The organism is Oceanimonas smirnovii ATCC BAA-899 (assembly GCF_000381965.1).
Taxonomy (GTDB): Bacteria; Pseudomonadota; Gammaproteobacteria; order Enterobacterales; family Aeromonadaceae; genus Oceanimonas; species Oceanimonas smirnovii.
This window is the reverse complement of sequence record NZ_KB908455.1, coordinates 91,971-116,672: the sequence shown is the minus strand read 5'-3', so window position 1 is coordinate 116,672 and position 24,702 is coordinate 91,971. Positions and strand designations below refer to the sequence as shown.

Here is a 24,702-nt window from a genome sequence, read left to right as displayed (position 1 = left end):
AGCCGCAAGAGCGACAGGGAGCACGGATAAATGGGAACAGTAGGGCAGCGCGAGCGCGAGACTCAAAACCGGGTAGTGCGGTTTTTTCAAAATGAATTGGGTTATGAGTACCTGGGCAACTGGCAGGACAGGGAAGGCAACCGCAATATTGAGGCCGATGTGCTGGAAGCCTGGCTGCAACAACGGGGCGTGAGCCCGGCGCTTATTAACCGGGCGCTGCGCCAGCTGGATGCAGCAGCGGCGCTGGGCGAGGGCAAGCAGCTCTATTACGCCAACAAGGAGGTGTATCGGCTGCTGCGCTATGGCGTAAAAGACAAGGAAAGCGCCGGTGAGCAAAAGCAGACGGTATGGCTGATTGACTGGCAGAACCCGCAGGCCAACCATTTTGCCATTGCCGAAGAAGTGTCCATTAAAGGTGAGAACAAGAAACGCCCGGATATCGTGCTGTATGTGAATGGCATTGCCCTGGGTTTGCTGGAGCTCAAGCGTTCGTCGGTGTCGGTGAGTGAGGGCATTCGCCAGAACCTGGATAACCAGAAAAAGGATTTTATCCGCAACTTCTTTACCACCATGCAGCTGGTGATGGCCGGCAACGACACTCAAGGGCTGCGCTACGGCACCATAGAAACGCCGGAACGCTATTACCTGGAATGGAAGGAAGACGCGCCCAACCCTGATAGCAACCCGCTGGACTGGCACTTGGCCCGGCTGTGCGACAAGGCGCGTTTTCTGGAGATCATTCATAACTTTATCGTGTTTGATGCTGGGGTAAAAAAGACCTGCCGTCATAACCAGTTCTTTGGTATTCAGGCCGCCAAAATGCACATTGCCCGTAAGGAAGGCGGCATCATCTGGCACACTCAGGGATCGGGCAAAAGCCTGACCATGGTATGGCTGGCGAAATGGATTCGGGAAAACGTGAAAGACGCCCGCGTGCTGATCGTGACCGACCGCACCGAGCTGGATGAGCAGATAGAAAAGGTGTTCAGCGGGGTGGAGGAAGAGATCTATCGCACCAAAAGCGGTGCCGATCTGCTGACCACCCTCAATCAGCCCACCCCCTGGCTGCTGTGCTCGCTGGTACACAAGTTTGGCCGCCAGCAAGGCGAAGAAGAGGATAAAGCCGCCACCGAGGACTTCATCAAGGAGCTGAAAGCGGCCCTGGCCAGCGACTTTCGTGCCAAGGGTGAGCTGTTCGTGTTTGTGGATGAGTGCCACCGCACTCAGTCGGGCAAGCTGCATGAGGCGATGAAGGTCATAGTGCCCGAGGCCATGTTTATCGGTTTTACCGGCACGCCGCTGATGAAAAAGGACAAGAAAAAGTCGGTGGAAGTGTTCGGCCCCTTTATTCACACCTACAAGTTCGACGAGGCCGTGAGTGACGGCGTGGTGCTGGATCTGCGCTACGAGGCGCGGGATATCGATCAGCAGCTGACCTCACCAAAACGGGTGGATGAGTGGTTTGATGTTAATACGCAGGGGCTTTCCAACCTGGCCAGAACCCAGCTCAAGCAGAAGTGGGGCACCATGCAAAAGGTGCTGTCCAGCAAGTCGCGGCTGGAAAAAATAGTGGCGGATATCTGGCTGGATATGAAAAAACGATCTCGCCTGGCGGACGGGCGGGGTAATGCCATGCTGGTGTGTGCCAGCGTATATCAGGCCTGTAAGGCGTATGAGCTGTTCAGCCAGACCGATCTGGCGGGCAAGGTGGCCATTGTGACCAGTTATCAGCCAACGGCCGCCAGCATTAAGGGGGAAGAAAGTGGTGAAGGGCTGACTGAAAAACTGTTCAAGTACGATATTTACCGCAAGATGCTGGCAGAGCACTTTGGCACCACCGAGCAGGAGGTGATGAGCAAGGCCGAGCTGTTTGAGAAAGAGGTAAAGAAACGCTTTATCGAGGAGCCGGGCCAGATGCGCCTGCTGATTGTGGTAGACAAGCTGCTTACCGGCTTTGATGCGCCATCGGCCACTTACCTGTATATCGACAAGCAAATGGCCGATCACAACCTGTTTCAGGCCATCTGCCGGGTTAACCGGCTGGATGGTGACGACAAGGAATATGGCTACATCATCGACTACAAGGACTTGTTCAAGTCGCTGGACAAGGCCATTACTGATTACACCGCCGGTGCCTTTGACGGCTACGACAAGGAAGATGTGGCCGGCCTGCTGAAAGACCGGCTGGTGCAAGCCAGAGAAGACCTGGAAACCGCGCTGGAGATGGTGCGCGCCCTGTGCGAGCCGGTGCGCTCCCCCCGTGGCACCGCCGATTATTTGCATTACTTTTGTGGCGTGTCGGGGCAGAATCAGGACGAGCTGACCGAGAAGGAAGCCCTGCGTCTGACCCTTTACCGGAGCGTGGCTAAGTTGCTGCGTGCCTTTGCCAATATCGCCAATGAAATGCCCGCTGCCGGTTACGCACTGAGTGATATCGAGGAGATCCGTGCTGAAGTGGCTCACTATGAAAAAGTGCGCGACGAAGTGAAGCAAGGCAGTGGTGATGCCCTGGATATGAAACGGTTTGAGCCGGCCATGCGTTACTTGCTGGATATGTATATCCGCGCCGACGACAGCGAAGTATTGATGGACTTTGAAGAGCTGGGCCTGATCGAGCTGGTAGTGCAAAAGCAGGGCGACGATCTGATCAAGGCGCTGCCGGAAGGGCTGGCCAACAACCAGGATGCGATGGCAGAAGCGATAGAGAACAACGTGCGCAAGACCATAGTGGATGAAAACCCGGTCAACCCCAAATATTACGAGCGCATGTCGGTGCTGCTGGACGAACTGATCGAACAACGGCGGCAACAGGCACTGTCTTATCAGGAATACCTGGAGCAAATACGGGCACTGGCCAGCAAGGTGACCAAGCCTGAGCAGGGAGGCAGCAGCTATCCCGCCACCATGGACACCCAGGCCAAACGTGCCCTGTACGACAACCTGGGCCAGGATGAAGTGCTGATAACCAAAATTGACAGCGCCATCCGCTTTACCAAGAAGGCGGATTGGGTGGGTGATCGTTTCAAGGAGCGGGAAATTGCCAACGCCGTGCGTGAAGAAACCAGCGATTATGATGTGGACATCAAGCAGGTGATGGAGCTGGCCAAGGCCCAGAAGGACTACCACTGATGCCAGTGATGCAGATTGGCAGCCTGGCGGTGCAGTTAAACCGCAAGGCCATCAAGCACCTGCATATCAGTGTGCTGCCCCCCGATGGCCGGGTGAGGGTATCCGCACCCGAGAAAATGACTGACACTGCCGTTCGCATGGCAGTGATCAGCCGCATTCCCTGGATTAAAAAGCAGCAGCAGGGCTTTATTGATCAACCCCGGCAGTCGGAACGGGAAATGGTAAGTGGCGAATCCCACTATCTGTGGGGCAGACGTTACCGGCTGGAACTGACCGAGCGCACCGGTCGCCACGAAATCACTCATCAGGGCAACAACAAGCTGCATCTTTGGGTTAATCCCGGCACCAGCCGGGATAACAAGGCTCGGGTGATGGATAGCTTTTATCGTGCCGAAATGAAGCGCCATATCAGTGAGCTGCTGGATTATTGGACGCCAGTACTGGGTGTAGAAGCCGCCGCCTGGGGCGTAAAGAAGATGAAAACCAAGTGGGGCAGTTGCAGTATTCAGAGCAAACGCATCTGGCTTAATCTGGAGCTGGCCAAAAAGCCTCCGGAATGCCTGGAGTACATACTGGTGCACGAGCTTGTGCACCTGCTGGAGCGCCACCATAACGAACGTTTTCGGCAGTATATGGATCGTTACCTGCCCGACTGGCAGGAGCGCAAAGCCCTGCTGAACAAAGGGCCGCTCAGCCATGAGCGGTGGGAATATTGATTTTAGAAAAACGTAAAGGAATGCAGCATGTCTGAACAACAGTTAAAAAATAACCAAAAATACAAAGTGCTTACAGTGTGCATGGGCAATATTTGCCGTTCTCCCACCGCCGAGGCGGTGTTGCGCCATAAGGCGCGGCTGGCGGGGGTAGAGCTGGAGATTGATTCGGCGGGGACCATTGGTTTTCACGCCGGTAACGGGCCGGATGCACGCGCCAGAGCAGCGGGTGAGGCGAGGGGCTACGACTTTTCCGGTATGCGTGCCCGTCAGGTGACGGTGGATGATTTTGCCCGTTTTGATTTGATCCTGGCGGCAGATAAGGAAAACCTGCGGGACTTACAGAAACTATGTCCGCCGGCGCATGCTCACAAGGTGAAGCTGTTGCTGAGCTTTGCCGATGGCCCCGAGCAGGAGGTGCCGGATCCGTATTATGGCGGGGATCAGGGCTTTGAGCAGGTGCTGGATCTGGTGGAAGCCGCCTGTGATGGGGTGCTTAGGCAGATTAAGGGCTAGCATGTAGCTGGCAGAGCCTGTGCAACAGGCTTCAAGAAAGATTGCAGGTTTGTCTGTTATTGTTGGGATTCGCCATGCTCATCCCAATCTACAAATGACGGGGTGTCGCAGATAAGCCACGGAATATAAAAAGGCTCCCGAGGGAGCCTTTTTCTGTTAGCGCACTGTGATCAGGGTTTGGCCATGGGGGCCGAGGCCTGATTGGTAGCGTTGATGCTGCCGCCCTGGCGGCCACTGGTGGCGATGGGTTCGCGTACCAGAGGCGGGTAGTCGGGCTTCACATAAGGTGCTGCTTCCACAACCGGTGGTTTGGTCATGGGCGCGGAGGCCTTGCGGGCAGCCAGGTAGCGACCCAGTGCCACAGGAGCCGGTTTTGCCTCTTTGGCAGGCTGCGCAGCAGCTGCTACAGGCTCGGCTTGCACCGGTGCAGTTGGCTCGGGCGCGGCCTTGGCTTCTTGTTCAGCTGTGGGCGCTGCTTCAGGCTCGGCCTTGGTTTCCTGTTCAGCTTCTGCCACTGGCTCTGCAGCAACTGCAGGCTCTGCCGGCGCTTCCTGTACCGCTTTGGGCTCTTCTGCTTTCACTTGTGGCTGAGCTTTTTCTTCCTGAGCAACCACTTCCTGAGCGACGTCCGGCTTGGCTTGTTCGGCTTGCGGCGCAGGCTCGGTTTTAACCGGCTCTTGCACAGGCTGCTCTGCCTTGGCCGGCTCTTGAGCCGGTTTAGGCTCGGGCTGTACAGGTGCTGGCTGTTGCTCGGCCTGAGTGGCTTCAGAGGCTACCCATTTTTCTTCACCTTCGCGCTCAATCAGGGCAGCAATGGTTTCTTCCCGGCGGCGACGACGGCTGTCTTCATTGATGCGCTTGCGCTTGGGCGCGCGTTTGTGCGGCTGAGGCTGCTCGTTGGCAGGGGCGGCGGTTTGCTCGGGCTCACGGGTTTTCTCGGGCGCAGGCTTGGCGTCCTGAGTGCGGCCCTCACTGTCGAGACGTACCTGTTTACGCAGCTGACGGCGCTCGCGGCGCTCGGCCACGGCCTGTTCACGTGCCTGCTCCTGTTGTGCTTCCTGCTGCGGGGCAGGGGCCTGAGTTTGTTGTGGCACGTTCTGAGCCGTTTGCTGCTCCTGCTGACGGGCGGCGCGCTCGGGCTGCTGCTCACGACGGGGCTTGCGACGCTCACGGCGTGGGCGCTCGGCCTTTGGCTGCTGCTGCTCGGTGTTGTCCTGCGGGGCGGCCGCTGCCGGCTTTTGAGCGCGCTCTTCATCACGCGGTTTGCGATTGCGGTTATTGCTGCGGCGATCGTTACGCTGGCGGCGATCCTGACGTTCACCATTTCGCGGTTGACGGTTATTGCTGCGCTCGTTGCGGTCGGCAGAAGTCTGCTCCTGTGTGGCAGAGGCTTGCGGCTGTTCGCTGCTCTTGAACCAGCCGGCAATGGTGCTGAACAGTCGGCTCAGAAGGCCGGGCTGGCTGGGCTGAGACGGTTTTGCTGCCGCAGGGCTGGTCGCTGCCGGAGCCGGAGCGGGGGCGGTAAAGCCCTGCAGGACCGGCTGCTCAATCTTTTTGGCGGCTTCATGCTGGCGCGGCTGATAGGCAGTTTGCTCTACCTCAGTTTTCAGTTCAAAGCTGGTGACGTCTTCCACATCGCTGCTGCGCACCCGGGTTACGTCGAAGTGCGGGGTTTCCAGCTGCTCGTTAGGAATGATGAAAATATCAACCTTGTAGCGGTTTTCCAGATTGGCAATGGATTTGCGCTTTTCGTTGAGCAGATAGGCGGCTACGTCCACCGGCACCTGACCGTGGATCTGGCCGGTATTGTCTTTCAGGGCCTCTTCTTCAATCAGGCGCAGAATGGCCAGTGCCAGCGACTCGTTATCACGAATGGTACCCTGACCCAGACAGCGGGGGCACACATGGGTGCTGGACTCGCCCAAAGACGGACGCAGGCGCTGACGAGACATTTCCAGCAGACCAAAGCGGGAAATACGCCCCAGCTGAATGCGGGCACGGTCTTGCCGCACGGCGTCGCGCAGGCGGTTTTCCACTTCACGCTGGTGGCGCACTGGTGTCATGTCGATAAAGTCGATCACCACCAGGCCGCCCAGGTCGCGCAGGCGCAGCTGGCGGGCAATTTCCTCTGCCGCTTCCAGGTTGGTCTGCAGCGCGGTTTCTTCAATATCGCCGCCCTTGGTCGCGCGGGACGAGTTGATATCGATGGAGGTGAGCGCTTCGGTGGGGTCAATAACGATGCTGCCGCCGGACGGCAGGCGCACTTCCCGCTGAAACGCCGATTCAATCTGGCTCTCAATCTGGTAGTGGCTGAACATGGGCACATCGCCCTCATACAGCTTCACCCGGTTGACAAAATCGGGGCGCACCAGCTGAATGTGCTGCTTCGCACGTTCAAATACTACGGGGTTATCGATAAGAATTTCACCGATATCCCGGCGCAGGTAGTCGCGAATGGCGCGCACAATGACATTGCTTTCCTGATGGATAAGGAAAGGAGCGGTACGGCTGTCGGCGGCTTCCTGAATGGAAGCCCAGTGGGCTTTCAGTACATTCAGATCCCATTCCAGCTCTTCACCGGATTTACCCACACCGGCGGTGCGCACAATCAGGCCCATGCCGTCGGGCAACTTGAGGCGGGAGAGGGCTTCTTTCAGTTCAGTGCGCTCGTCGCCCTCGATGCGGCGTGAGATACCACCGGCACGGGGGTTGTTGGGCATCAGTACCAGGTAGGAGCCGGCCAGGCTGATAAAGGTGGTAAGCGCAGCCCCTTTGTTGCCACGTTCTTCCTTATCAATCTGAACAATAACTTCCTGACCTTCCTTGACCACTTCCTTGATGTTGGGGCGACCCTGATAGGTGTAGCCTTCAGGGAAATAGTTGCGGGCAATTTCCTTGAGGGGCAAAAAGCCGTGGCGCTCGGCACCGTAGTCAACAAAGGCGGCTTCCAGGCTGGGTTCTACCCGCGTGATTTTGCCTTTGTAAATGTTGGCTTTTTTCTGCTCGTGGCCGGGGCTTTCAATATCGAGATCATACAGCCTTTGCCCGTCCACCAGGGCAACGCGCAACTCCTCTTCCTGGGTTGCGTTAATTAGCATTCTTTTCATTTAGTACTCTTTTTATATGTTTTTACTGTTTTTTACAGTGTTCAGATTCCCCGGAATACCCGTCAGGTTCCGACCGACACCGGCCTCGGGTCTTTTAGCGTAGTCGTTACAGCCTCCCGGCTGGCTACGCATGAGGCGCATTTTTCAGGTGTGTTTCACGTCAAAAGGGGAGAAAGCCCAAAGGTCGCGAACCTGACGGTGTTTCCGGGGTTTTTGTGTGCGCTTCCCCAACCGGGAAAGCGCGAAAATCTTCTGCATTATCACACTTTACCCACAACCATAGCAAGGCACCTTTTTTGCAGCAAAAACACCGGCTTCGGTGGTAGAATCCCGCCCATGAAACAAGACCATCAAAGCGTGCGGCTGCTCACCATAGAGGCTGAGCATGAAGGGCAGCGCATCGACAATTTTTTACGGACTCAGCTTAAAGGCGTTCCCAAAAGCCTGATTTATCGAATTTTGCGCAAGGGCGAGGTAAGAGTTAATAAAAAGCGCATCAAACCGGAATACAAGCTGGTAGCCGGTGACATCATACGGGTGCCGCCGGTGCGGGTGGCAGAGCGGGAAGAAGTACTGCCTTCCGCCAAGCTCGACAGCGTGCAGGGGCTGGAAAACGCCATTGTGTATGAAGATGATGCCCTGCTGGTGCTGAACAAGCCATCGGGCATGGCGGTGCATGGTGGCAGTGGCCTTAGCTTTGGCGTAATTGAAGGGCTGCGTTCCCTGCGGCCTCAGGCCCGTTTTCTGGAGCTGGTGCACAGGCTGGACCGGGACACCTCCGGCATTTTGCTGGTGGCCAAAAAGCGCAGCATGCTGCGCAGCCTGCACGAGCAGCTGCGTGAGAAAACCATGGACAAACATTATCTGGCGCTGGTGCGCGGCCAGTGGCAGGCGCATCAGAAGTCGGTAAAGGCGCCGCTGAAGAAAAACGAGCTGGCTTCCGGTGAGCGGGTGGTGCGGGTAGACCGCGACGGCAAGCCGTCAGAAACCCGTTTTCGGATTATTCAGAAGTTTGACGGTGCCACCCTGGTGGAGTGCAGCCCGGTCACCGGCCGTACTCATCAGATTCGGGTGCATACGTTGCATGCGGGCCATCCCATAGCAGGGGACGATAAATATGGCGATCGCCAGTTTGATGAAGCCATGCGCGGCCAGGGGCTGACCCGGCTGTTTTTACATGCCTGCCGCATTCGCTTTTATCACCCGGGCAGAGAAGAAACCATGACCCTGGAAGCACCGCTGGAGCCGGCGCTGAAAAAACTGCTGACGAGAATGGCAAAAAAATGAAGTATGAACTGGTGATCTTTGACTGGGACGGCACCCTGATGGACTCGGTGGCCCGCATAGTGTCGTCCATGCAGGCGGCGGCGCTGGACTGCAACCAGCCGGTGCCCACGCCTGAGGCGGTGCGCCATATTATCGGGCTCAGCCTGTATAAGGCGTTCCCCGTTTTGTTTGGTGAATTGACGGTCGCCGAAAGTGATGCGCTGCTGCATGCCTACCGCCGGCATTATCTTGAGCTGAACACCACGCCATCACCGCTGTTTGCCGGCGCGGACAAGGTGCTCACTGGTTTGCATCAGACCGGCTACCGGCTGGCAGTGGCCACCGGCAAGGCCCGGGAAGGGCTTGATCTGGTGCTGAAAGACTCAGGCCTGGGTCACCTTTTTCATGCGTTGCGCGGTGCCGATCAGGCGCGTTCCAAGCCGGATCCGCTGATGCTGGCACAAATTCTTGACGAGCTGCGGATGGCACCGGAGCAGGCAGTGATGGTAGGGGACTCCAGTTACGATCTGGCCATGGCCGAAGCCATTGGCATGGACCGCATTGGTGTCACTTACGGAGTGCATAACCGGGATCAGCTGGGCGTGCACAAGCCCGTGGCCCTGATTGATGACATTCGCCATCTGCCCGAGTGGGTTTAAAACAGTGAGGGGTTGTAGGTGAAGGGAGATGATTGTCCATTGTGGACTGTGCTCACTCCTCACTCCTCACTCCTCACGAATCAAGGCACCTCCACACCAAATTCCGCCAGCAGGTCGATAAGGGCAATCAGTGGCAGGCCCACCAGGCTGTTGGGATCGCGGCCGTCCATGCGCTCGAACAGACTGATGCCAAGGCCCTCGCACTTAAAGGCACCGGCACAGTCGAGCGCCGGCTCTTTTTCCAGGTAGCGGTCAATCTGGCTCTCGGTCAGCCGGCGAAAGTGCACACGAAAGGGTTCCACCATCGAAGTCTGTCTGCCGGTGGCGCAGTCGTGCACGCACAGGCCGGTATAAAAGGTGACGGTTTTGCCCGAGGCCGCCAGCAGCTGGCGGCGGGCATTGTCTGTGGTGCCGGGTTTGCCCAGCAGCTGATTGCCGTTTACGCACACCTGATCCGAGCCGATCACCAGGCCTTCTTTATAATACTCAGCCACAGCGGCGGCTTTTTGCTGAGCCAGCCGCAGGGCCAGCGCGTCGGCGCTTTCACCGTGCTGGGGTGTTTCATCAATATTCGGGCTGTGGCAGGAAAAAGGCAGGCCCAGCCGCTCCAGCAGAGCACGGCGATAAGAGGAAGAAGAGGCAAGAATAAGCGGTGGCATAACAAGTAACAAGTGATGATCACGTGAATATTAAGGTGCAGCCATTTTACCCGGAGCAACAGGCTGCGCACAAACCCCTGTTATGCGTAGGAAAGTCAATTTCTCTTTGACTCCACAGCAGACGCGCTATAATATGCGCGCCTTATGGAAAAGGTAAAGTTGCCCATCAAGGTTGACCCCGTTCGCTGCGCCAATAAACGCCTGGATTATCAGGGCGTGTTTGCCGCAGAGCTGATGCCCAGACTGGCGGAGTCTACCCAAGGTATCCATGGTGATATCGACGTTTCTCTCACCTTTGGCATTGATGCCCAGGGGTTGCGCATCATGTCCGGTAAAGCCGGCGTGCACGTTACCCTTCAGTGCCAGCGCTGCAATGAGATGTTCGACACCACCATAGAGTCCGAGTTTACGTACACGCCTTTGCGTGAGAATGCCGAGGCGCCGGAGCTGCCGGAAGAGTACGAAACGTTTGAGGCCGATGAATTCGGAGAAATTAATCTGGCGCAGACCATTGAGGATGAACTCATCCTTGCCCTGCCGCTGGTACCCGCTCATGAAAATGAGCGTTGTGCCGAAGGCAAGTTTGATCTGAGCTATGGTGATATTCCCGAAGCCGAAGAGCGTTCGAACCCTTTCGCCATTCTGGAAGAGCTGAAACGAAAGTAACTGATTTAGGAGTTAGGTCAAATGGCCGTACAACAGAACCGTAAAACCCGTTCCAAGCGTGGTATGCGTCGTTCACACGATGCTCTGAGCACTGCCAGCCTGTCTGTAGACCAGACCACTGGCGAAACTCATCGTCGTCACCACGTGACCGCCGATGGTTTCTACCGTGGCCAGAAGGTAATCGCTAAGTAAGGATTATTCTCTTGCCGCAGCTGACCGTTGCGCTTGATATGATGGGGGGCGACTTTGGCCCTCCGGTTACAGTGCCTGCCGCCGCGCAGGCACTGTCGCTTCTACCCGACCTTCACCTGCATGTGTTCGGGTCCCGCGCGGCGCTACTTCCCTGGCTTGAACGATGTAACCTGACCGCTCATCAGCGGGTGCGGGTGCATTATTGTACCCAGCAGGTTACCAACGAGCACAAAGCGGGCTTTGCCCTGCGTCATCTGTCTGATTCCTCCATGTGCCAGGCACTGAATGCGCTGGCCAGCGGCGAGGCTCAGGCCTGTGTGAGCGGCGGCAATACAGGTGCACTCATGGCCATGGCCATTAACGTGGTGCAGACCCTGCCCGGTGTCGACCGGCCGGCACTGATCACCCGCCTGCCTCAGGCCGATGGCAGCCATGCGCTGTTGCTGGATGTGGGAGCCAATGTGTGCTGTGACACTGAGCAACTGGTGCAGTTTGCGCTGATGGGAGATGCGGTGGCGCGGCATGTGTTGTCGCAGCAGAAGCCCCGTGTCATGCTGTTGAACGTGGGAGCCGAGTCCAACAAGGGTTATGAAGCGGTGCGCCAGGCTGCCCGCCGGCTGAAAGCACTGCCGGCACTGAATTATCAGGGCTATATCGAAGGCAACGACCTGTTTGCCGGCACCGCGGAAGTCATTGTGTGTGATGGCTTTGTTGGTAATGTGGCGCTCAAAACCAGTGAAGGAGTCGCCCGGCTGCTGCTGGGTGCGGGAAAAAAGCGCGGGTTCTGGTGGCGGTTGCTGGGCACCTGGCTCAAGCGCCGGCTTTCTCACCTGAACCCGGACCAGTATAATGGGGCCAGTCTGATAGGATTACGTTCCAGTGTGGTAAAAAGCCACGGGAGCGCAGGATCACCCGCCTTCTTGAATGCGATTTTGCAGGCTGTTGCCGAAACCGAGCATCAGTTGCCCGCCAAAATCGCGCATCTTTTTGATACTGCCCCTCAGGACAGTCACGCAAGATAACGCCTATGAACAGTAAAATTTTGGGAACCGGCAGCTACCTGCCTCAGGGTGTGCGTACCAACGCCGACCTGGAAAGAATGGTAGAAACCAGCGATCAGTGGATTGTTGAACGCACCGGCATTCGCGAGCGTCGCATTGCCGGTGCCGAAGAAACCGTGGCCACCATGTCTTATGGTGCTGCCCTGCGCGCACTGGATGCCGCCGGCATTGAAGCGCAGCAGCTCGACATGATAGTGCTGGCTACCACCAGTGCCGACAATGCCTTTCCGGCTGCCGCCTGTGAAGTGCAGGCTCTGCTTAATGTGCCCGGCATTCCGGCCTTTGATCTGGCCGCAGCCTGTGCCGGCTTCAGCTACGCCCTGAGCGTGGCGGATCAATTTATTAAAAGCGGCGCGGCCCGCCATGTGCTGGTGATTGGTGCCGATGCGCTGTCGCGCATGTGTGACCCGGAAGACAGATCCACCATTATTCTGTTTGGTGACGGTGCCGGTGCTGTTGTGCTGGGTGCCAGCGAAGAGCCGGGCATTCTGTCTACTCATCTGCATGCCGATGGTGCCTATGGCGAGCTGCTCAAGCTGCCGCACCGCCAGCGTGGTGTGTCCGGCTCCGAAATGAACGCCTACATGCACATGAAAGGCAATGAAGTGTTCAAGGTGGCCGTGTCCCGCCTGAGCGACATCGTAATTCAGACCCTTGAAGCCAACGGCATCGATAAGTCGGAACTCGACTGGCTGGTGCCCCATCAGGCCAACTACCGCATTATTAACGCCACCGCCCGCAAGCTGGGCATGTCGCTGGACAGCGTGATCCTGACCCTCGACAAGCACGGTAACACTTCAGCGGCCAGTGTGCCCATCGCGCTGGATGAAGGCGTGCGTGACGGTCGCATTCAGCGTGGCCATCTGGTGCTGCTGGAAGCCTTTGGCGGCGGTTTTGCCTGGGGCTCGGCCCTGGTTCGTTTTTAAGAGGAAATTTCATGTCTTTTGCCATTACCTTTCCCGGACAGGGATCCCAGACCATTGGCATGCTGGCCGATGTGCTGGCCAATCACGAAATAGTGCAAACCACCTTTGCCGAGGCATCCGACGCTCTGGGCTATAATGTGGCGGATCTGGTACTGAACGGTCCGGCCGAAGAGCTGAATAAAACCTGGCGCACTCAGCCGGCGCTGCTCACCGCCTCGGTCGCGCTTTATCGTCTGTGGCAGCAGCAGGGCGGGGCACAGCCTGCGGTGATGGCCGGGCATAGCCTGGGCGAATATTCCGCCCTGGTGTGTGCCGGTGTGCTCAGCCTGGCCGACGGTGTGAAACTGGTAGAGCTGCGCGGCAAGCTGATGCAGGATGCCGTGCCCGAAGGCACCGGTGCCATGTCGGCCATTATCGGCCTGGATAATGACACTATTATTGCCAACTGCGAAAAAGCAGCAGAAGGCGAGGTGGTGTCGGCAGTAAACTTCAACTCACCGGGTCAGGTGGTGATTGCCGGTAACAAGGCCGCAGTAGAGCGTGCCAATGCGCTGATGAAAGAAAGTGGCGCCAAACGTGCGCTGCCGTTGCCGGTAAGTGTGCCGTCTCACTGCGCGCTGATGCAGCCTGCCGCCGACAAGCTGGCAGAAACCCTCAGCGGCATGAGTTTTAATGCGCCTGTGGTGCCCGTGATCAACAACGTGGATGTAACGCCCGAAACCGATCCTGCTGCCATTAAAGAGGCACTGGTGCGCCAGTTGTACAGCCCGGTACGCTGGACTGAAACCGTGGAGACCATGGCGGAGCAGGGTGTGACTCTGGCGCTGGAAGTGGGGCCGGGCAAGGTGCTCACCGGCCTGGCCAAACGCATCGACAAGCGGGTGGAAGGCGTTGCCGTGAACGACGACGCCAGCCTGGAAAAAGCCCTGACTGCCGTTAACGGTCTGTAATGCCAATCTGCCTGGTCGCTTTCTGTCGTCACTCTGGCGAAAGCCAGAGTCCGGAATGACCAGAATGCAATTGGTTTAAACCCCTGATAAAGGAGTGAATATGAGTTTTTCCGGTAAAGTAGTGCTGGTCACCGGTGCCAGCCGCGGCATTGGTCGTGCCACCGCCGAACTGTTCGCAGAACGCGGTGCCACCGTCATCGGCACTGCCACCAGCGACAAGGGTGCTGAGGCGATCAGCGCCTATCTGGGCGACAAGGGTACCGGTCTGGTACTGAACGTCACTGATCCGGCGTCACTGGAAGCCACGCTTGGCACCATCAAGGAGCGTTTTGGTGATATCGACGTACTGGTGAACAACGCCGGTATCACCCGCGATAATCTGATGATGCGCATGAAAGAAGACGAGTGGCAGGATATTCTCGACACCAACCTCACGTCCGTGTTCCGCCTGTCCAAGGCAGTGCTGCGCACCATGATGAAAAAGCGCTACGGTCGTATTGTGACCATCGGCTCCGTGGTAGGCACCATGGGCAACGCCGGCCAGGCCAACTATGCGGCTGCCAAAGCCGGTCTGATTGGTTTCAGCAAGTCCCTGGGCCGTGAAGTGGCGTCCCGCGGCATTACCGTTAATGTGGTTTCTCCCGGTTTTATTGAAACAGACATGACGCGCGCATTGAATGACGAACAACGAGCCGGTATCTTGTCACAAGTTCCGGCTCAGCGCCTGGGCGACCCCAAAGAGATTGCATCCGCCGTGGCCTTTTTGGCGTCGGATGAAGCTGGTTACATTACCGGCGAAACGCTGCACGTTAACGGCGGCATGTACATGGTGTGATGAAAATCACCTCGGTTAGCATCTGTTTGGCGGAAAATGCGCCGTTTTAGGGGTAAATTCTGGTTAGACCAGCCCCAAACAGGCTTGCAAACGACGGTTATTTTTATACACTACCGCAACGACACGCACTTGCGTATTTCTAAAGGAAAATACTGGTCATGAGCAACATTGAAGAACGCGTAAAGAAAATCATCGTAGAACAACTGGGTGTTAAAGAAGAAGAAGTTAAATCTGAAGCTTCTTTCGTTGATGATCTGGGCGCGGATTCCCTGGATACCGTTGAACTGGTAATGGCTCTGGAAGAAGAGTTTGACACCGAGATTCCTGACGAGGAAGCGGAGAAGATCACCACCGTTCAGGCTGCGATCGACTACATCAACGCCAACCAGGAATAACAAACCTGTACCGGAGTGGCGCCCGCCACTTCGGTTATTTTCTTGTTTAACCCCCATTCGGAGGCGCTCCTGTGTCAAAACGCAGAGTCGTGGTGACTGGCCTCGGTATGCTCTCTCCTGTCGGAAATTCGGTCGATGCCAGCTGGCAGGCCCTGCTGGCAGGTCAAAGCGGCATTACCAATATCGATCATTTTGATACTACCGATTACACCACCAAGTTTGCCGGCCTGGTCAAGGATTTTGACCCGGAAGCGCATGGCATAGCCAAAAAAGAAGCCCGCAAAATGGATCTGTTTATTCAGTACGGTATAGCAGCAGGCTTGCAGGCCTTTGCTGATGCCGGACTGAAAATTACAGACGCCAACGCCGATCGCGTGGGTGTGTCCATCGGCTCGGGTATTGGTGGTCTGGGTCTGATTGAACAAAATCATACCAACCTGATGAAGAGCGGTCCGCGCAAGCTGAGTCCCTTCTTTGTGCCGTCCACCATTATCAATATGGTATCCGGCCATTTGTCGATCATGAAGGGCCTGCGCGGTCCCAATATTGCCGCCACCACCGCCTGTACCACTGGTACGCACAGCATTGGTCTGGCAGCCCGCATGATTGCTTACGGTGATGCCGATGCCATGCTGGCCGGCGGCACCGAAAAGGCCTCCACGCCCATGGGCATGGGTGGTTTTGCTGCGGCCCGTGCGCTCTCTACCCGCAACGACGAGCCGCAAAAGGCAAGCCGCCCCTGGGACAAGGATCGTGATGGTTTTGTGCTGGGCGACGGCGCCGGTGTGGTCATGCTGGAAGAATATGAACACGCCAAGGCCCGTGGTGCCACCATTTATGCCGAGCTGGTTGGCTTTGGCATGAGCGGCGATGCACACCATATGACGGCTCCGCCCGATGACGGCAGCGGTGCTGCAGCGGCCATGGCCAATGCCCTGCGCGACGCCAATCTGGATCCGGCGCTGGTGGGTTACATCAATGCTCACGGCACCTCCACGCCGCTGGGTGATGTGGCCGAGCTGAAAGCGGTGAAAAAGGTATTCGGTGAGCAGGCAGGCAAACTGATGGTCAGCTCCACCAAATCAATGACCGGTCATCTGCTGGGTGCTGCCGGTGCCATTGAAGCCATTATTACCGTGCTGGCGCTGCGTGATCAGATTGCACCGCCCACCATCAATCTGGACAACCCGGATGATGAATGCGATCTGGATCTGGTACCGCACCAGGCGAAGAAGGGTGAGTTCGAATATGCCCTGTCCAACTCTTTTGGGTTTGGCGGCACTAATGGCTCATTGATCTTCAAGCGCATATAATGGCCCTTCGGCCATAAACAGCCCGGCCATGTGCCGGGCTTTTTTATAACGGTATTATGCAGACCTTTATCAGCAGTTCAGACAACACCAGTCGTGGCTGGATGCTCGGCGACGGCCATTTCACCACCATGCACCAGCACCTGGGCCGGGTGCGGCTCTGGCCATTGCACAAGGCCCGGCTGATTAAAGCCTGCCGCCGGCTGCACATGGCCGAGCCCGACTGGAGTGCCGTGGAAGCCGCCCTTGCGCGCCTGCCCGACGAAGGCGATCGTGTGGTGCGCCTGACCCTGTTGCGCGGCGCCGGCGGCCGGGGCTATGGTATTGCCGGCAGCACGGAAACCGTGGTTGCCTTGAACTGTTCGTCTTTTCCCGTGCATTATTTTGCCTGGCGCGAGCAGGGCATTGAGCTGGGCCTGTGTGAAGGCCGGCTTGGCAGTTTGCCGTTGCTGGCGGGACTGAAAACCAGCAACCGGCTGGAGCAGGTGTTGCTAAGGGCCGAGCTTGAAGACCGCGGGCTTGATGAAGGCGTGGTGCTGAACGATGCGGGCGTTATTATGGAGGCAGTGACCGCCAATCTGTTCTGGCGCAAGGATGATGCTGTGTTTACTCCGGCGCTTGCCACCAATGGCGTGCATGGCACTGTGCGTGCCTGGATAATAAATGAGCTGGGCGATCGGGTACAGACAGTGAATGCCCCCCTTGACGCCCTTTATGACGCGGATGAAATCTGGCTGACCAATGCCCTGATGGGGCTGGTGCCTGTGCATACCTTTGCCGGCCGGACACTGCAACAGCCGTTTTCCATGACAAGAGCACTGCAACGCAAATATGAGCAAATTGATTAACGCCGTGAAAGGCACTCTGCTGGCCGGTGTGCTGGCGGGAGCTGGCCTGGCCGGCTATGGCTACAGCCAGTGGCAGAAAATTGAACATCTGACCATCACACCGGGAGAGCATCCGTTGTTTGTGGTGCATAAAGGCGAGACCGCCCTGCAACTGGCCGGCCGGCTCAGTCCGGAGCTGCCGCTGCTGCATCGCCGGTTATGGCTGAAGTTTCATCCTGAGCTGGCGGCTGTGCGCCAGGGCACCTACAAGCTGGATGGCAACACCACGCTGCGTGAGGCCCTGAACACCTTTGTAGACGGAGATGTGTATCGGCTGAACGTGACGTTAGTGGAAGGGCTGCGCCTGTCCGACTGGCTGGGCAAGCTGGCCAGCGCGGAGTACATGGAGCATGAGCTTGAGGGCGTCAGCGAAGCCGAACTGGCCGAACGTCTGGGGGCCGGGCACAGCAAGCTGGAAGGGCTGTTTTTACCGGAAACCTATACCTACACACCCGGCGACAGTGACTATGATGTGCTGGAGCGTGCTTATGGCCATATGCAGACGTTTTTACAGGATGCCTGGGAAAACCGTGAGCCCGACCTGCCGGTAGACTCTCCCTACGAGGCGCTGATCCTGGCGTCCATTATTGAAAAGGAAACCGGCATTGCCGAAGAGCGGCCGCTGATCGCCTCGGTATTTATTAACCGGTTGCGCCGTGGCATGCGGTTGCAGACGGATCCTACCGTGATTTACGGCATGGGCGACGACTATGACGGCAACATCCGCAAGCGCGATCTGCAGGCGCATACGCCCTACAACACCTATGTGATCGACGGTCTGCCGCCCACTCCCATTGCCATGCCCAGCCAGGAAGCCATTCAGGCCGTGCTGAATCCGGCCAAGAGCAAATATTATTATTTTGTGGCCAAGGGTGAGGGCCGGCATCATTTTTCCCGCACCTTGCGTGAGCATAACAACGCTGTGCGCCGCTACATTCTGAACAGGTAAGTGATGAGCCGTTTTATAGTAATTGAAGGGCTGGAAGGGGCCGGCAAAAGCACGGTGCAGCGCCATGTGGTGAGCTGGCTTGAAGCCAGAGGCCACAGGGTAATAACCACCCGCGAGCCCGGTGGTACCCCGCTGGCCGAAAAAATGCGTGCCCTGGTAAAAGAGGTGCATGAAGAGCCGCTCACCATGGAAGCCGAGCTGCTGCTGATGTATGCCGCCCGGGTGCAGCTGGTAAAAAACCGGATTCAGCCGGCCCTGGCCGACGGTATCTGGGTGGTGGGAGACAGGCATGACTGGTCTTCTCAGGCTTATCAGGGCGGAGGCCGGGGCATAGACACCGGCCTTATTACTCAAATCAAACAGGCGGTGCTGGGAGACTTTAAACCGGATCTCACTCTCTACCTTGATATTGATCCGGCGCAGGGGCTGGCCCGGGCCCGCCACCGAGGCGAGCTGGACCGCATAGAGCAGGAAAAAATCGACTTTTTTGAGCGCACCCGTGCCCGCTATCTTGAGCTGGCCCATGCCGATGCCAACTGTGACCTGATAGATGCCAGTGGCAATGAGCAGCAGGTAAAAGAACGGGTACTGGCCTGTCTGGAGCAACGTCTGTGTACCCCTGGCTGATCCCGGTATGGCAGCCGCTGCAACGGGCGGTGCGAGAGCAGCATTTGGGCCATGGCCTGCTGATCAAGGGCATGGCGGGGCTGGGCAAGCGCGTGCTGGCCGGAAAACTGGCTACCGCATTGTTATGCCAACATACAAGTAATGCTCCTTGCGGCATCTGCCATGCCTGTGAACTCACCGCCGCCGGCAGTCATTCCGATCTGCATATAGTGGGCCGGGAAGGTCGCAGCATCGGCATTGATGCCATTCGCGAGCTCAGCCGTATTATGAGTGAAAGCGCGCGACTGGGACATGGCAAGGTGGCCGTTATCGAGCGGGCCGAGCTGATGACCGAAGCCGCTGCCAACGGGCTGCTGAAAACGCTGGAAGAGCCGGCAGGCGAGGCCACACTGATTCTGGTATCGTCCCGGCCCGAGCGGTTGCTGCCGACGCTTATAAGTCGTTGTCAGCAGTGGCTGGTGCCACTGCCCGATACGCAAAGTGCGCTGGCCTGGCTGAATGAGCAGGGCGTGCAGGCCAGCCCCTCGGCTCTGAGTGTGAACCAGGGTTCGCCACTGCAGACCCTGGAATACCTGAGTGCCGGTACCGACGACAAACGCCTGAGTTTGCTGGCCGAGCTGGCCGGTCTGGGCAAGCAGCCGGGCCGGCTGCAAAAGGTGCAGGCGGGCCTGCAGGAACAGCCGGTGCACCTGGTATGGGTGCAGCTGTTGCTGCAGGATGCGCTGCAAACCGCCCTTGGCGTGCGGGCACCACTTAAACTTGCTGACTGCCGGCAGCACAGTGCGCTTATAGCGCAGCTGGGGCCCATGCAGCTGCATGAGCTGCACAGTGCGCTGCTGGAATTGCGCCGTTGTTTGCAGCCGGGGCAGGGCAGACCGGTCAATGCCGGCCTGCAGCTGAGCCAGTGGCTGCATCGTTTGCAGCAGACATTACTTCATTCCTGATTTACCGAAAACAACACCGGAGCTGATTTTGCTGGTTGATTCCCATTGCCATCTCGACAAACTCGATTACGGCAAAAAACACAAATCCATGGACGAAGCCATCGCCAAGGCCGCCAGCCGTGGCGTAAACCACATGCTGTGCATTGGTGTGGGGCTGAATTCCTTTCCCGATATGCTGAAAGCCGTTGAGCCTTACCCTCAGGTGTTTGCCTCCTGTGGCGTGCACCCGCTGCACCAGAATGATGAACAGAACAATCCGGAGCGGCTGCGCGAGCTGGCCTCGCACCCTTCTGTGGTAGCCATTGGCGAAACCGGGCTGGATTATTTTTATGCGCCCGACACTGCCGAGCTGCAAAAGCGCTCTTTTGAGCAGCATGTGCAGGTGGCGGTGGAGCTGAACAAGCCGCTGATCATTCATACCCGCAGCGCTCAGGAAGACACCCTGGAGATTTTGCGCAAGGGCGGTGCCGACAAGGTAGGCGGTGTGCTGCACTGCTTTACCGAATCCCTGGAAATGGCCGAAGCCGCCATTGAGCTTGGCTTCTACATTTCCATTTCCGGCATAGTGACCTTTCGCAGTGCCGACGCCCTGCGCGAAGTAGTAAAAGCGCTGCCGCTGGAGCGCCTGCTGGTGGAGACCGACTCGCCCTGGCTGGCCCCGGTGCCGTTTCGCGGTGAAGAAAACGAACCCGCCTACACCCGCACCGTGGCGGAATATGTAGCCAAACTTAAAGGCGTGCCCTATGAAGAAGTAGCAAAGCAAACCACCGCCAACTTCTTTGAGCTGTTTAAACTGGCCCGCCCCGTTGGGGAGCTGTAAGTATGCTCAAAACTTGCCCATTGCATATGCCCATCGTACTATCTTGATCAGTTCAGCTGCCAAAAGGAGCCCAAGAATGACAATACCGCTTAAAACCAACAAATATGGTCTGCCGCAGGCTCAAGGTCGCCCTCATATTCGCGCTTCAAAAAAACTTGATCTCAGTGGTGAGGAAGGCAAACAAATCGTGAAGTCAGAAACCAGACTGACGCTTAAAGAACATCAGAATACCTTTAAGCGACTGGCTGATATGTAATGAGTCTGCTGCACTTTTCGACCCAGCGTGTGCTTGAAATCAATACTTATATTCTGCGGACCAGTCCTGGCTTTCGCGGAGGTGTTGATGTAGGCAAGTTGGAAGGTGCTTTGGGCCGAATAGACAATGCCATGCTCTATAATGGCCTGGATGATGTATTTTTAATCGCTGCAAAATACGCTGCCAGCATCGGCGTTGCCCATGCTTTTTCTGATGCCAACAAACGAACGGGGCTTGCAGTGTGTCTGGAGTATCTGTCTCTCAACGACTACGATATTACTTCAGACACAGAGACGCTGGCTGATGCAACTGTGGATTTGATCACCGGAAAGCTCCCGGAAAGTGATTTTGCGGATATTCTCTACGGACTCTGGTTAGTGGAGCAGTAACATAGACGTTGGGATGAGCCATGCGAATCCCAACAACCCGCAGTCGGCATCCTGTTGCAATTCGCTACGCTCACGGCAATGCCATTCCCCAGCCCCCGCTGGCTTCCGGCTTTCAGCTTACCTATAGTAAACATTGTTCCATTCGCATCTGAGGTGAAACTACGTGCTTGCCTGGCATTTGTGGCTGATTGCCGCGCTTATTCTGTTCCTGGCCGAGTTGCTTGGCACCGGTTTTTTTGCCGTTGCCATGGGGCTGGCGGCTCTGGTGGCCATGATCACTGCTTTGCTTGGTGCGGAGGCTACCGGTCAGTGGTTTGCCTTTGCCCTGGCAGCCGCCGCACTGGCCCCTTTGCTGAAAAGGGCCTTTCGTCAGTATGCCCCCTCACAGCGTCGCAGCGGCCTGGCCGGCGAAAGCCGCCATCAAACCGGCAAACTGGTGCGCCATCATAACGGTGAGTTGCGGCTTAAACTTGAAGGTGACTTGTTTATGGTGCGCGCCGAGGCTGACGTCGAACTACAGGAAGGAGAAGAAGTGGAAATTCTCCGTTTCGACGGCATTACCGCTATTGTTAAATCACTCAAATAATTAAAAACATTGTTACCGCAAGGGAGTTTGTCATGGACATGATGTTGGTTATTGCTCTGGTATTTACCGTGCTGGTGCTGGCACTGGTGATCAAAGGCCTGATGATAGTGCAGCAATCGGAAGCCGTGGTTATTGAGCGGCTTGGGAGTTACCAGAAAACGCTCAGCCCCGGTATTAACTGGATTATTCCCTTTGTAGACAAGCCTCGCTCCATTAAGGTGCGCCGTTATCAGGCCATTGGCGGAGAAAATGTCGCCGTGGTGCAGGAAGAAACCCGCATTGACCGCCGCGAAACCGTGCTCGACTTTCCCGGCCAGTCGGTGATCACGGCCGACAACGTGAGCGTGACCGTAAACGGTGCCCTGTATTTTCAGGTGATTGACCCGGAGCGGGCCGTATACCAGACCGAGAACCTTATTCAGGCTATCGAAATTCTGGCCAAAACCTCTCTGCGCTCGGAAGTAGGCAAAATGGAGCTGGACAAGCTGTTTGAATCCCGCCAGGAAATTAACGACAAGCTGCAGGTGGTTATGGACGAAGCCGGCAACAAATGGGGCGTAAAAGTCACCCGGGTTGAAATTCAGGACATTCTCATTCCCGCCGAAGTGGAAGACGCCATGCGCAAGCAAATGGCCGCCGAGCGGGAACGCCGGGCACTTGTATTGCAGGCCAGCGGTGAACGGGAAGCCGCCATCGCCCGGGCAGAAGGGGAGAAACGCTCCAATATACTGGTAGCAGAAGGGGAGCGCGAAGCTGCCATTCTGATGGCCGACGGCCAGCGCCAGGCCATTGATCAGGTACTGGCCGCCGGCAGCGACCGGCTCGATCCGCAACTGGTTATCGGCTATCTGCTGGGGCTGGAATACCTCAAAACCCTGCCCGAAATCGGCAAAGACGGCGATCGCATCTTCCTGCCCTATGAAGCCAGCAGCGTACTCGGTGCCGTGGGCAGCATAGAGGCGCTGCTTAAAAACAAAATGTAATCCCCTGCAGGCCCCAATTTATTAGGGCAAACCCACGGGCTCAGCCATCATGTAGAACCTTTGCCCCGTTAAAACGGGGCCTACAGTAGGCCCGAATTTATTCGGGCAACTCAGTACCAGGTTGGGACGAGTCCCATTCCTCCAGCTTCTCGCTTCCAGCTTCTCGCTTCCAGCTGTCTGTTAAGACCAAAGTCTAACCATGATTGTCAACACATCACCTTGCTCAACCCCATTTCAGGTGATAATTTTGTTTCATATTCGTTAAATTGTTGACAATTGAATGGCAGAGCAAGCAGTACTACCACAAAGCACCGACTTATCCTTGACCGAAGCGCGGGAGCTGACCAAGTCGGCCAACCTGACTGAGCAGCTGATCGATCTTATTGTGAAAGGGGAGTTTGAGGCCGGCAGTAAAATCTCCGAGCCCGAGCTGGCGCGCCGCTTTGGCGTGAGCCGGGGGCCGCTGCGCGAAGCCATGCTGCGGGTGGAATCGTTAGGCCTGATTGAGCGGGTGCCCCATGTGGGCGCGCGGGTTATTGCCCTCAGCCGGGCCAAGCTCATTGAGATTTATGCGGTGCGCGAGGCGCTGGAAGGCATGGCGGCGCGGCTGGCCTGCCAGCACATTACCGAGGCCGAGCTGACTGCCCTGGAGCAGCTGCTTAATACCCACAAGGCCCATATCGAAGAAGTGGAAGGGGCCTCCTATTTTCATCAGCAGGGTGACTTTGACTTTCACTACCGGCTGATCCTGGCCAGCCGCAACAGCACGCTGATCAGCCTGCTGTGCGACGAGCTGTATCACCTGCTGCGTATGTACCGGCATCAGTCTCAGCGCTCACATTCCCGTCCGCAACAGGCATTAAGCGAGCATTTTCACTTGCTGGCGGCCCTGCGGGAGCGGGACGGTGAGCTGGCCGAGCTGCTGATGCGCCGGCATATCATGCGCAGCCGGCTGTTAATTGAACAACAACTTGAAACCGAACAAGGAGCAAACCAATGAGTCCGGGAGCAAAATTTCGCGAGGCGGTCGCCAATAACCAGCCGCTGCAGGTGGTGGGCACCATCAATCCTTATTGCGCCATGATGGCGGAGCAGGTGGGCCATCAGGCCATTTATCTGTCCGGTGGCGGCATTGCCAATGCCTCTTACGGCCTGCCGGATCTGGGCATTACCACCCTGAACGACGTGCTGGAAGACGTGCGCCGCATTACCGCCGCCACCAAGCTGCCGCTGCTGGTAGACATAGACACCGGCTTTGGCGGGGCCTTTAACATTGCCCGCACCATTAAAGAGATGGAGCGCGCCGGCGCGGCCGCCGTGCATCTGGAAGATCAGGTGGCGCAAAAGCGCTGTGGCCACAGGCCCAACAAGACCATTGTGAGCCAGAGCGAAATGGTAGACAGAGTAAAAGCAGCGGTGGATGCGCGCACCGATAGTGAGTTTGTGATCATGGCGCGCACCGATGCCCTGGCGGTGGAAGGCATGGACGCGGCCATTGAGCGGGCGCTGGCCTGTGTGGAGGCGGGAGCCGACATGATTTTCCCCGAAGCCATCAACACGCTTGAGCAATATCGCCAGTTTGCCGAGGCGGTCAAGGTACCCATTCTTGCCAACATTACCGAGTTTGGCCAGACCCCGCTGTTCAGTAAAGACGAGCTGGCCGAGTGCGGTGTGGGCATGGTGCTCTATCCGCTGTCGGCATTCCGCGCCATGAATCAGGCGGCGCTCAATGTGTATCAGCACCTGCTGAAAGACGGCCATCAGCGCAATGTGGTGGACAGCATGCAAACCCGGGAGCAGCTCTATCATTACCTGGGTTATCACGATTACGAGAACAAGCTGGACCGGTTGTTCAGCGAGCAAAAAGGCGACTGACG

General features: G+C 57.1%; 26 protein-coding genes. 24 read left to right on the top strand and 2 right to left on the bottom strand.

Going from position 1 to position 24,702, the window contains the following annotated elements; genetic code table 11:
* The first annotated feature begins 30 nt into the window (after positions 1–30).
* The 3 genes from G364_RS0103405 to G364_RS0103395 are packed head-to-tail and all read left to right on the top strand — an operon-like array spanning position 31 to position 4,358.
* Positions 31–3,129: a type I restriction endonuclease subunit R gene (locus tag G364_RS0103405; protein ID WP_019933747.1), complete on the top strand. Its 3,099-nt coding sequence runs from the start codon at positions 31–33 to the stop codon at positions 3,127–3,129.
* Entirely contained in the window at positions 3,129–3,845 is a 717-nt protein-coding gene (locus tag G364_RS0103400) for a M48 family metallopeptidase (RefSeq protein WP_019933746.1), read from the top strand. The genes G364_RS0103405 and G364_RS0103400 overlap by 1 nt, the downstream gene beginning before the upstream one ends.
* 27 nt (positions 3,846–3,872) lie before the next feature.
* Positions 3,873–4,358 (top strand): low molecular weight protein-tyrosine-phosphatase, encoded by a 486-nt coding sequence (locus G364_RS0103395; RefSeq protein WP_019933745.1) that lies wholly within the window; start codon positions 3,873–3,875, stop codon positions 4,356–4,358.
* A 170-nt stretch (positions 4,359–4,528) separates the two neighbouring features.
* Here G364_RS0103395 and rne read toward each other — a convergent pair whose 3' ends face one another.
* The gene (gene rne / locus G364_RS0103390; RefSeq protein ID WP_019933744.1) at positions 4,529–7,465 is read right to left on the bottom strand and encodes a ribonuclease E; all 2,937 of its coding nucleotides are present in this window, start codon (positions 7,463–7,465) and stop codon (positions 4,529–4,531) included.
* Between the two features lie 336 nt (positions 7,466–7,801).
* On the opposite strand from rne, the gene rluC reads away from it, so the two are divergent.
* Together rluC and G364_RS0103380 are read left to right on the top strand one after the other, a co-directional pair.
* Complete coding sequence (gene rluC / locus G364_RS0103385) at positions 7,802–8,752, top strand: 23S rRNA pseudouridine(955/2504/2580) synthase RluC (protein ID WP_019933743.1); 951 nt, start codon at positions 7,802–7,804, stop codon at positions 8,750–8,752.
* Positions 8,749–9,390 (top strand): HAD family hydrolase, encoded by a 642-nt coding sequence (locus G364_RS0103380; protein WP_019933742.1) that lies wholly within the window; start codon positions 8,749–8,751, stop codon positions 9,388–9,390. Before rluC ends, G364_RS0103380 begins: the two co-directional genes overlap by 4 nt.
* Positions 9,391–9,470: 80 nt before the next feature.
* On the opposite strand, the gene G364_RS0103375 is transcribed toward G364_RS0103380, so the two are convergent.
* Entirely contained in the window at positions 9,471–10,049 is a 579-nt protein-coding gene (locus G364_RS0103375) for a Maf family protein (protein ID WP_019933741.1), read from the bottom strand.
* A 144-nt stretch (positions 10,050–10,193) separates the two neighbouring features.
* On the opposite strand from G364_RS0103375, the gene yceD reads away from it, so the two are divergent.
* The 19 genes from yceD to prpB all read left to right on the top strand — a co-directional run bounded on the left by yceD (position 10,194) and on the right by prpB (position 24,700).
* Positions 10,194–10,715, top strand: a complete 522-nt coding sequence (gene yceD / locus G364_RS0103370) for a 23S rRNA accumulation protein YceD (RefSeq protein WP_019933740.1) — start codon at positions 10,194–10,196, stop codon at positions 10,713–10,715.
* Positions 10,716–10,736: 21 nt separating this feature from the next.
* Positions 10,737–10,907, top strand: coding sequence for a 50S ribosomal protein L32 (rpmF, locus tag G364_RS0103365; RefSeq protein ID WP_019933739.1), 171 nt, complete (start codon positions 10,737–10,739; stop codon positions 10,905–10,907).
* 11 nt (positions 10,908–10,918) lie between these two features.
* The gene (gene plsX, locus G364_RS0103360) at positions 10,919–11,929 is read left to right on the top strand and encodes a phosphate acyltransferase PlsX (protein WP_019933738.1); all 1,011 of its coding nucleotides are present in this window, start codon (positions 10,919–10,921) and stop codon (positions 11,927–11,929) included.
* A 5-nt stretch (positions 11,930–11,934) separates the two neighbouring features.
* Complete coding sequence (locus G364_RS0103355; RefSeq protein ID WP_019933737.1) at positions 11,935–12,894, top strand: beta-ketoacyl-ACP synthase III; 960 nt, start codon at positions 11,935–11,937, stop codon at positions 12,892–12,894.
* Positions 12,895–12,905: 11 nt separating this feature from the next.
* A complete protein-coding gene (gene fabD, locus G364_RS0103350) occupies positions 12,906–13,844 on the top strand; it encodes an ACP S-malonyltransferase (RefSeq protein WP_019933736.1) in 939 nt (312 codons plus the stop codon).
* 100 nt (positions 13,845–13,944) lie between these two features.
* A complete protein-coding gene (fabG, locus tag G364_RS0103345; RefSeq protein WP_019933735.1) occupies positions 13,945–14,679 on the top strand; it encodes a 3-oxoacyl-ACP reductase FabG in 735 nt (244 codons plus the stop codon).
* Between the two features lie 158 nt (positions 14,680–14,837).
* Positions 14,838–15,074: an acyl carrier protein gene (gene acpP / locus G364_RS0103340; RefSeq protein ID WP_014292450.1), complete on the top strand. Its 237-nt coding sequence runs from the start codon at positions 14,838–14,840 to the stop codon at positions 15,072–15,074.
* A 71-nt stretch (positions 15,075–15,145) separates the two neighbouring features.
* A complete protein-coding gene (gene fabF / locus G364_RS0103335) occupies positions 15,146–16,387 on the top strand; it encodes a beta-ketoacyl-ACP synthase II (protein WP_026344657.1) in 1,242 nt (413 codons plus the stop codon).
* Between the two features lie 56 nt (positions 16,388–16,443).
* Positions 16,444–17,232 carry an aminodeoxychorismate lyase gene (gene pabC / locus G364_RS0103330; protein ID WP_019933733.1) on the top strand — a complete coding sequence of 263 codons (789 nt, stop codon included), beginning with the start codon at positions 16,444–16,446 and terminating at the stop codon, positions 17,230–17,232.
* Complete coding sequence (gene mltG / locus G364_RS0103325; RefSeq protein WP_019933732.1) at positions 17,216–18,220, top strand: endolytic transglycosylase MltG; 1,005 nt, start codon at positions 17,216–17,218, stop codon at positions 18,218–18,220. The genes pabC and mltG overlap by 17 nt, the downstream gene beginning before the upstream one ends.
* A gap of 3 nt (positions 18,221–18,223) precedes the next feature.
* Positions 18,224–18,847: a dTMP kinase gene (tmk, locus tag G364_RS0103320; protein WP_019933731.1), complete on the top strand. Its 624-nt coding sequence runs from the start codon at positions 18,224–18,226 to the stop codon at positions 18,845–18,847.
* Positions 18,832–19,791, top strand: coding sequence for a DNA polymerase III subunit delta' (gene holB, locus G364_RS0103315; RefSeq protein ID WP_019933730.1), 960 nt, complete (start codon positions 18,832–18,834; stop codon positions 19,789–19,791). Before tmk ends, holB begins: the two co-directional genes overlap by 16 nt.
* Positions 19,792–19,816: 25 nt before the next feature.
* Positions 19,817–20,611: a TatD family hydrolase gene (locus G364_RS0103310; RefSeq protein ID WP_211212424.1), complete on the top strand. Its 795-nt coding sequence runs from the start codon at positions 19,817–19,819 to the stop codon at positions 20,609–20,611.
* A gap of 76 nt (positions 20,612–20,687) precedes the next feature.
* Entirely contained in the window at positions 20,688–20,867 is a 180-nt protein-coding gene (locus tag G364_RS0103305) for a hypothetical protein (protein WP_019933728.1), read from the top strand.
* Positions 20,867–21,256 carry a type II toxin-antitoxin system death-on-curing family toxin gene (locus tag G364_RS0103300; protein ID WP_019933727.1) on the top strand — a complete coding sequence of 130 codons (390 nt, stop codon included), beginning with the start codon at positions 20,867–20,869 and terminating at the stop codon, positions 21,254–21,256. The genes G364_RS0103305 and G364_RS0103300 overlap by 1 nt, the downstream gene beginning before the upstream one ends.
* Positions 21,257–21,419: 163 nt before the next feature.
* The gene (locus tag G364_RS0103295; RefSeq protein WP_019933726.1) at positions 21,420–21,842 is read left to right on the top strand and encodes an NfeD family protein; all 423 of its coding nucleotides are present in this window, start codon (positions 21,420–21,422) and stop codon (positions 21,840–21,842) included.
* A gap of 32 nt (positions 21,843–21,874) precedes the next feature.
* Complete coding sequence (locus G364_RS0103290; protein WP_019933725.1) at positions 21,875–22,825, top strand: SPFH domain-containing protein; 951 nt, start codon at positions 21,875–21,877, stop codon at positions 22,823–22,825.
* 280 nt (positions 22,826–23,105) lie between these two features.
* Positions 23,106–23,825, top strand: coding sequence for a GntR family transcriptional regulator (locus tag G364_RS0103285; RefSeq protein ID WP_040614439.1), 720 nt, complete (start codon positions 23,106–23,108; stop codon positions 23,823–23,825).
* Positions 23,822–24,700 carry a methylisocitrate lyase gene (gene prpB, locus G364_RS0103280; RefSeq protein WP_019933723.1) on the top strand — a complete coding sequence of 293 codons (879 nt, stop codon included), beginning with the start codon at positions 23,822–23,824 and terminating at the stop codon, positions 24,698–24,700. The genes G364_RS0103285 and prpB overlap by 4 nt, the downstream gene beginning before the upstream one ends.
* The last annotated feature ends 2 nt before the right edge of the window (positions 24,701–24,702 follow it).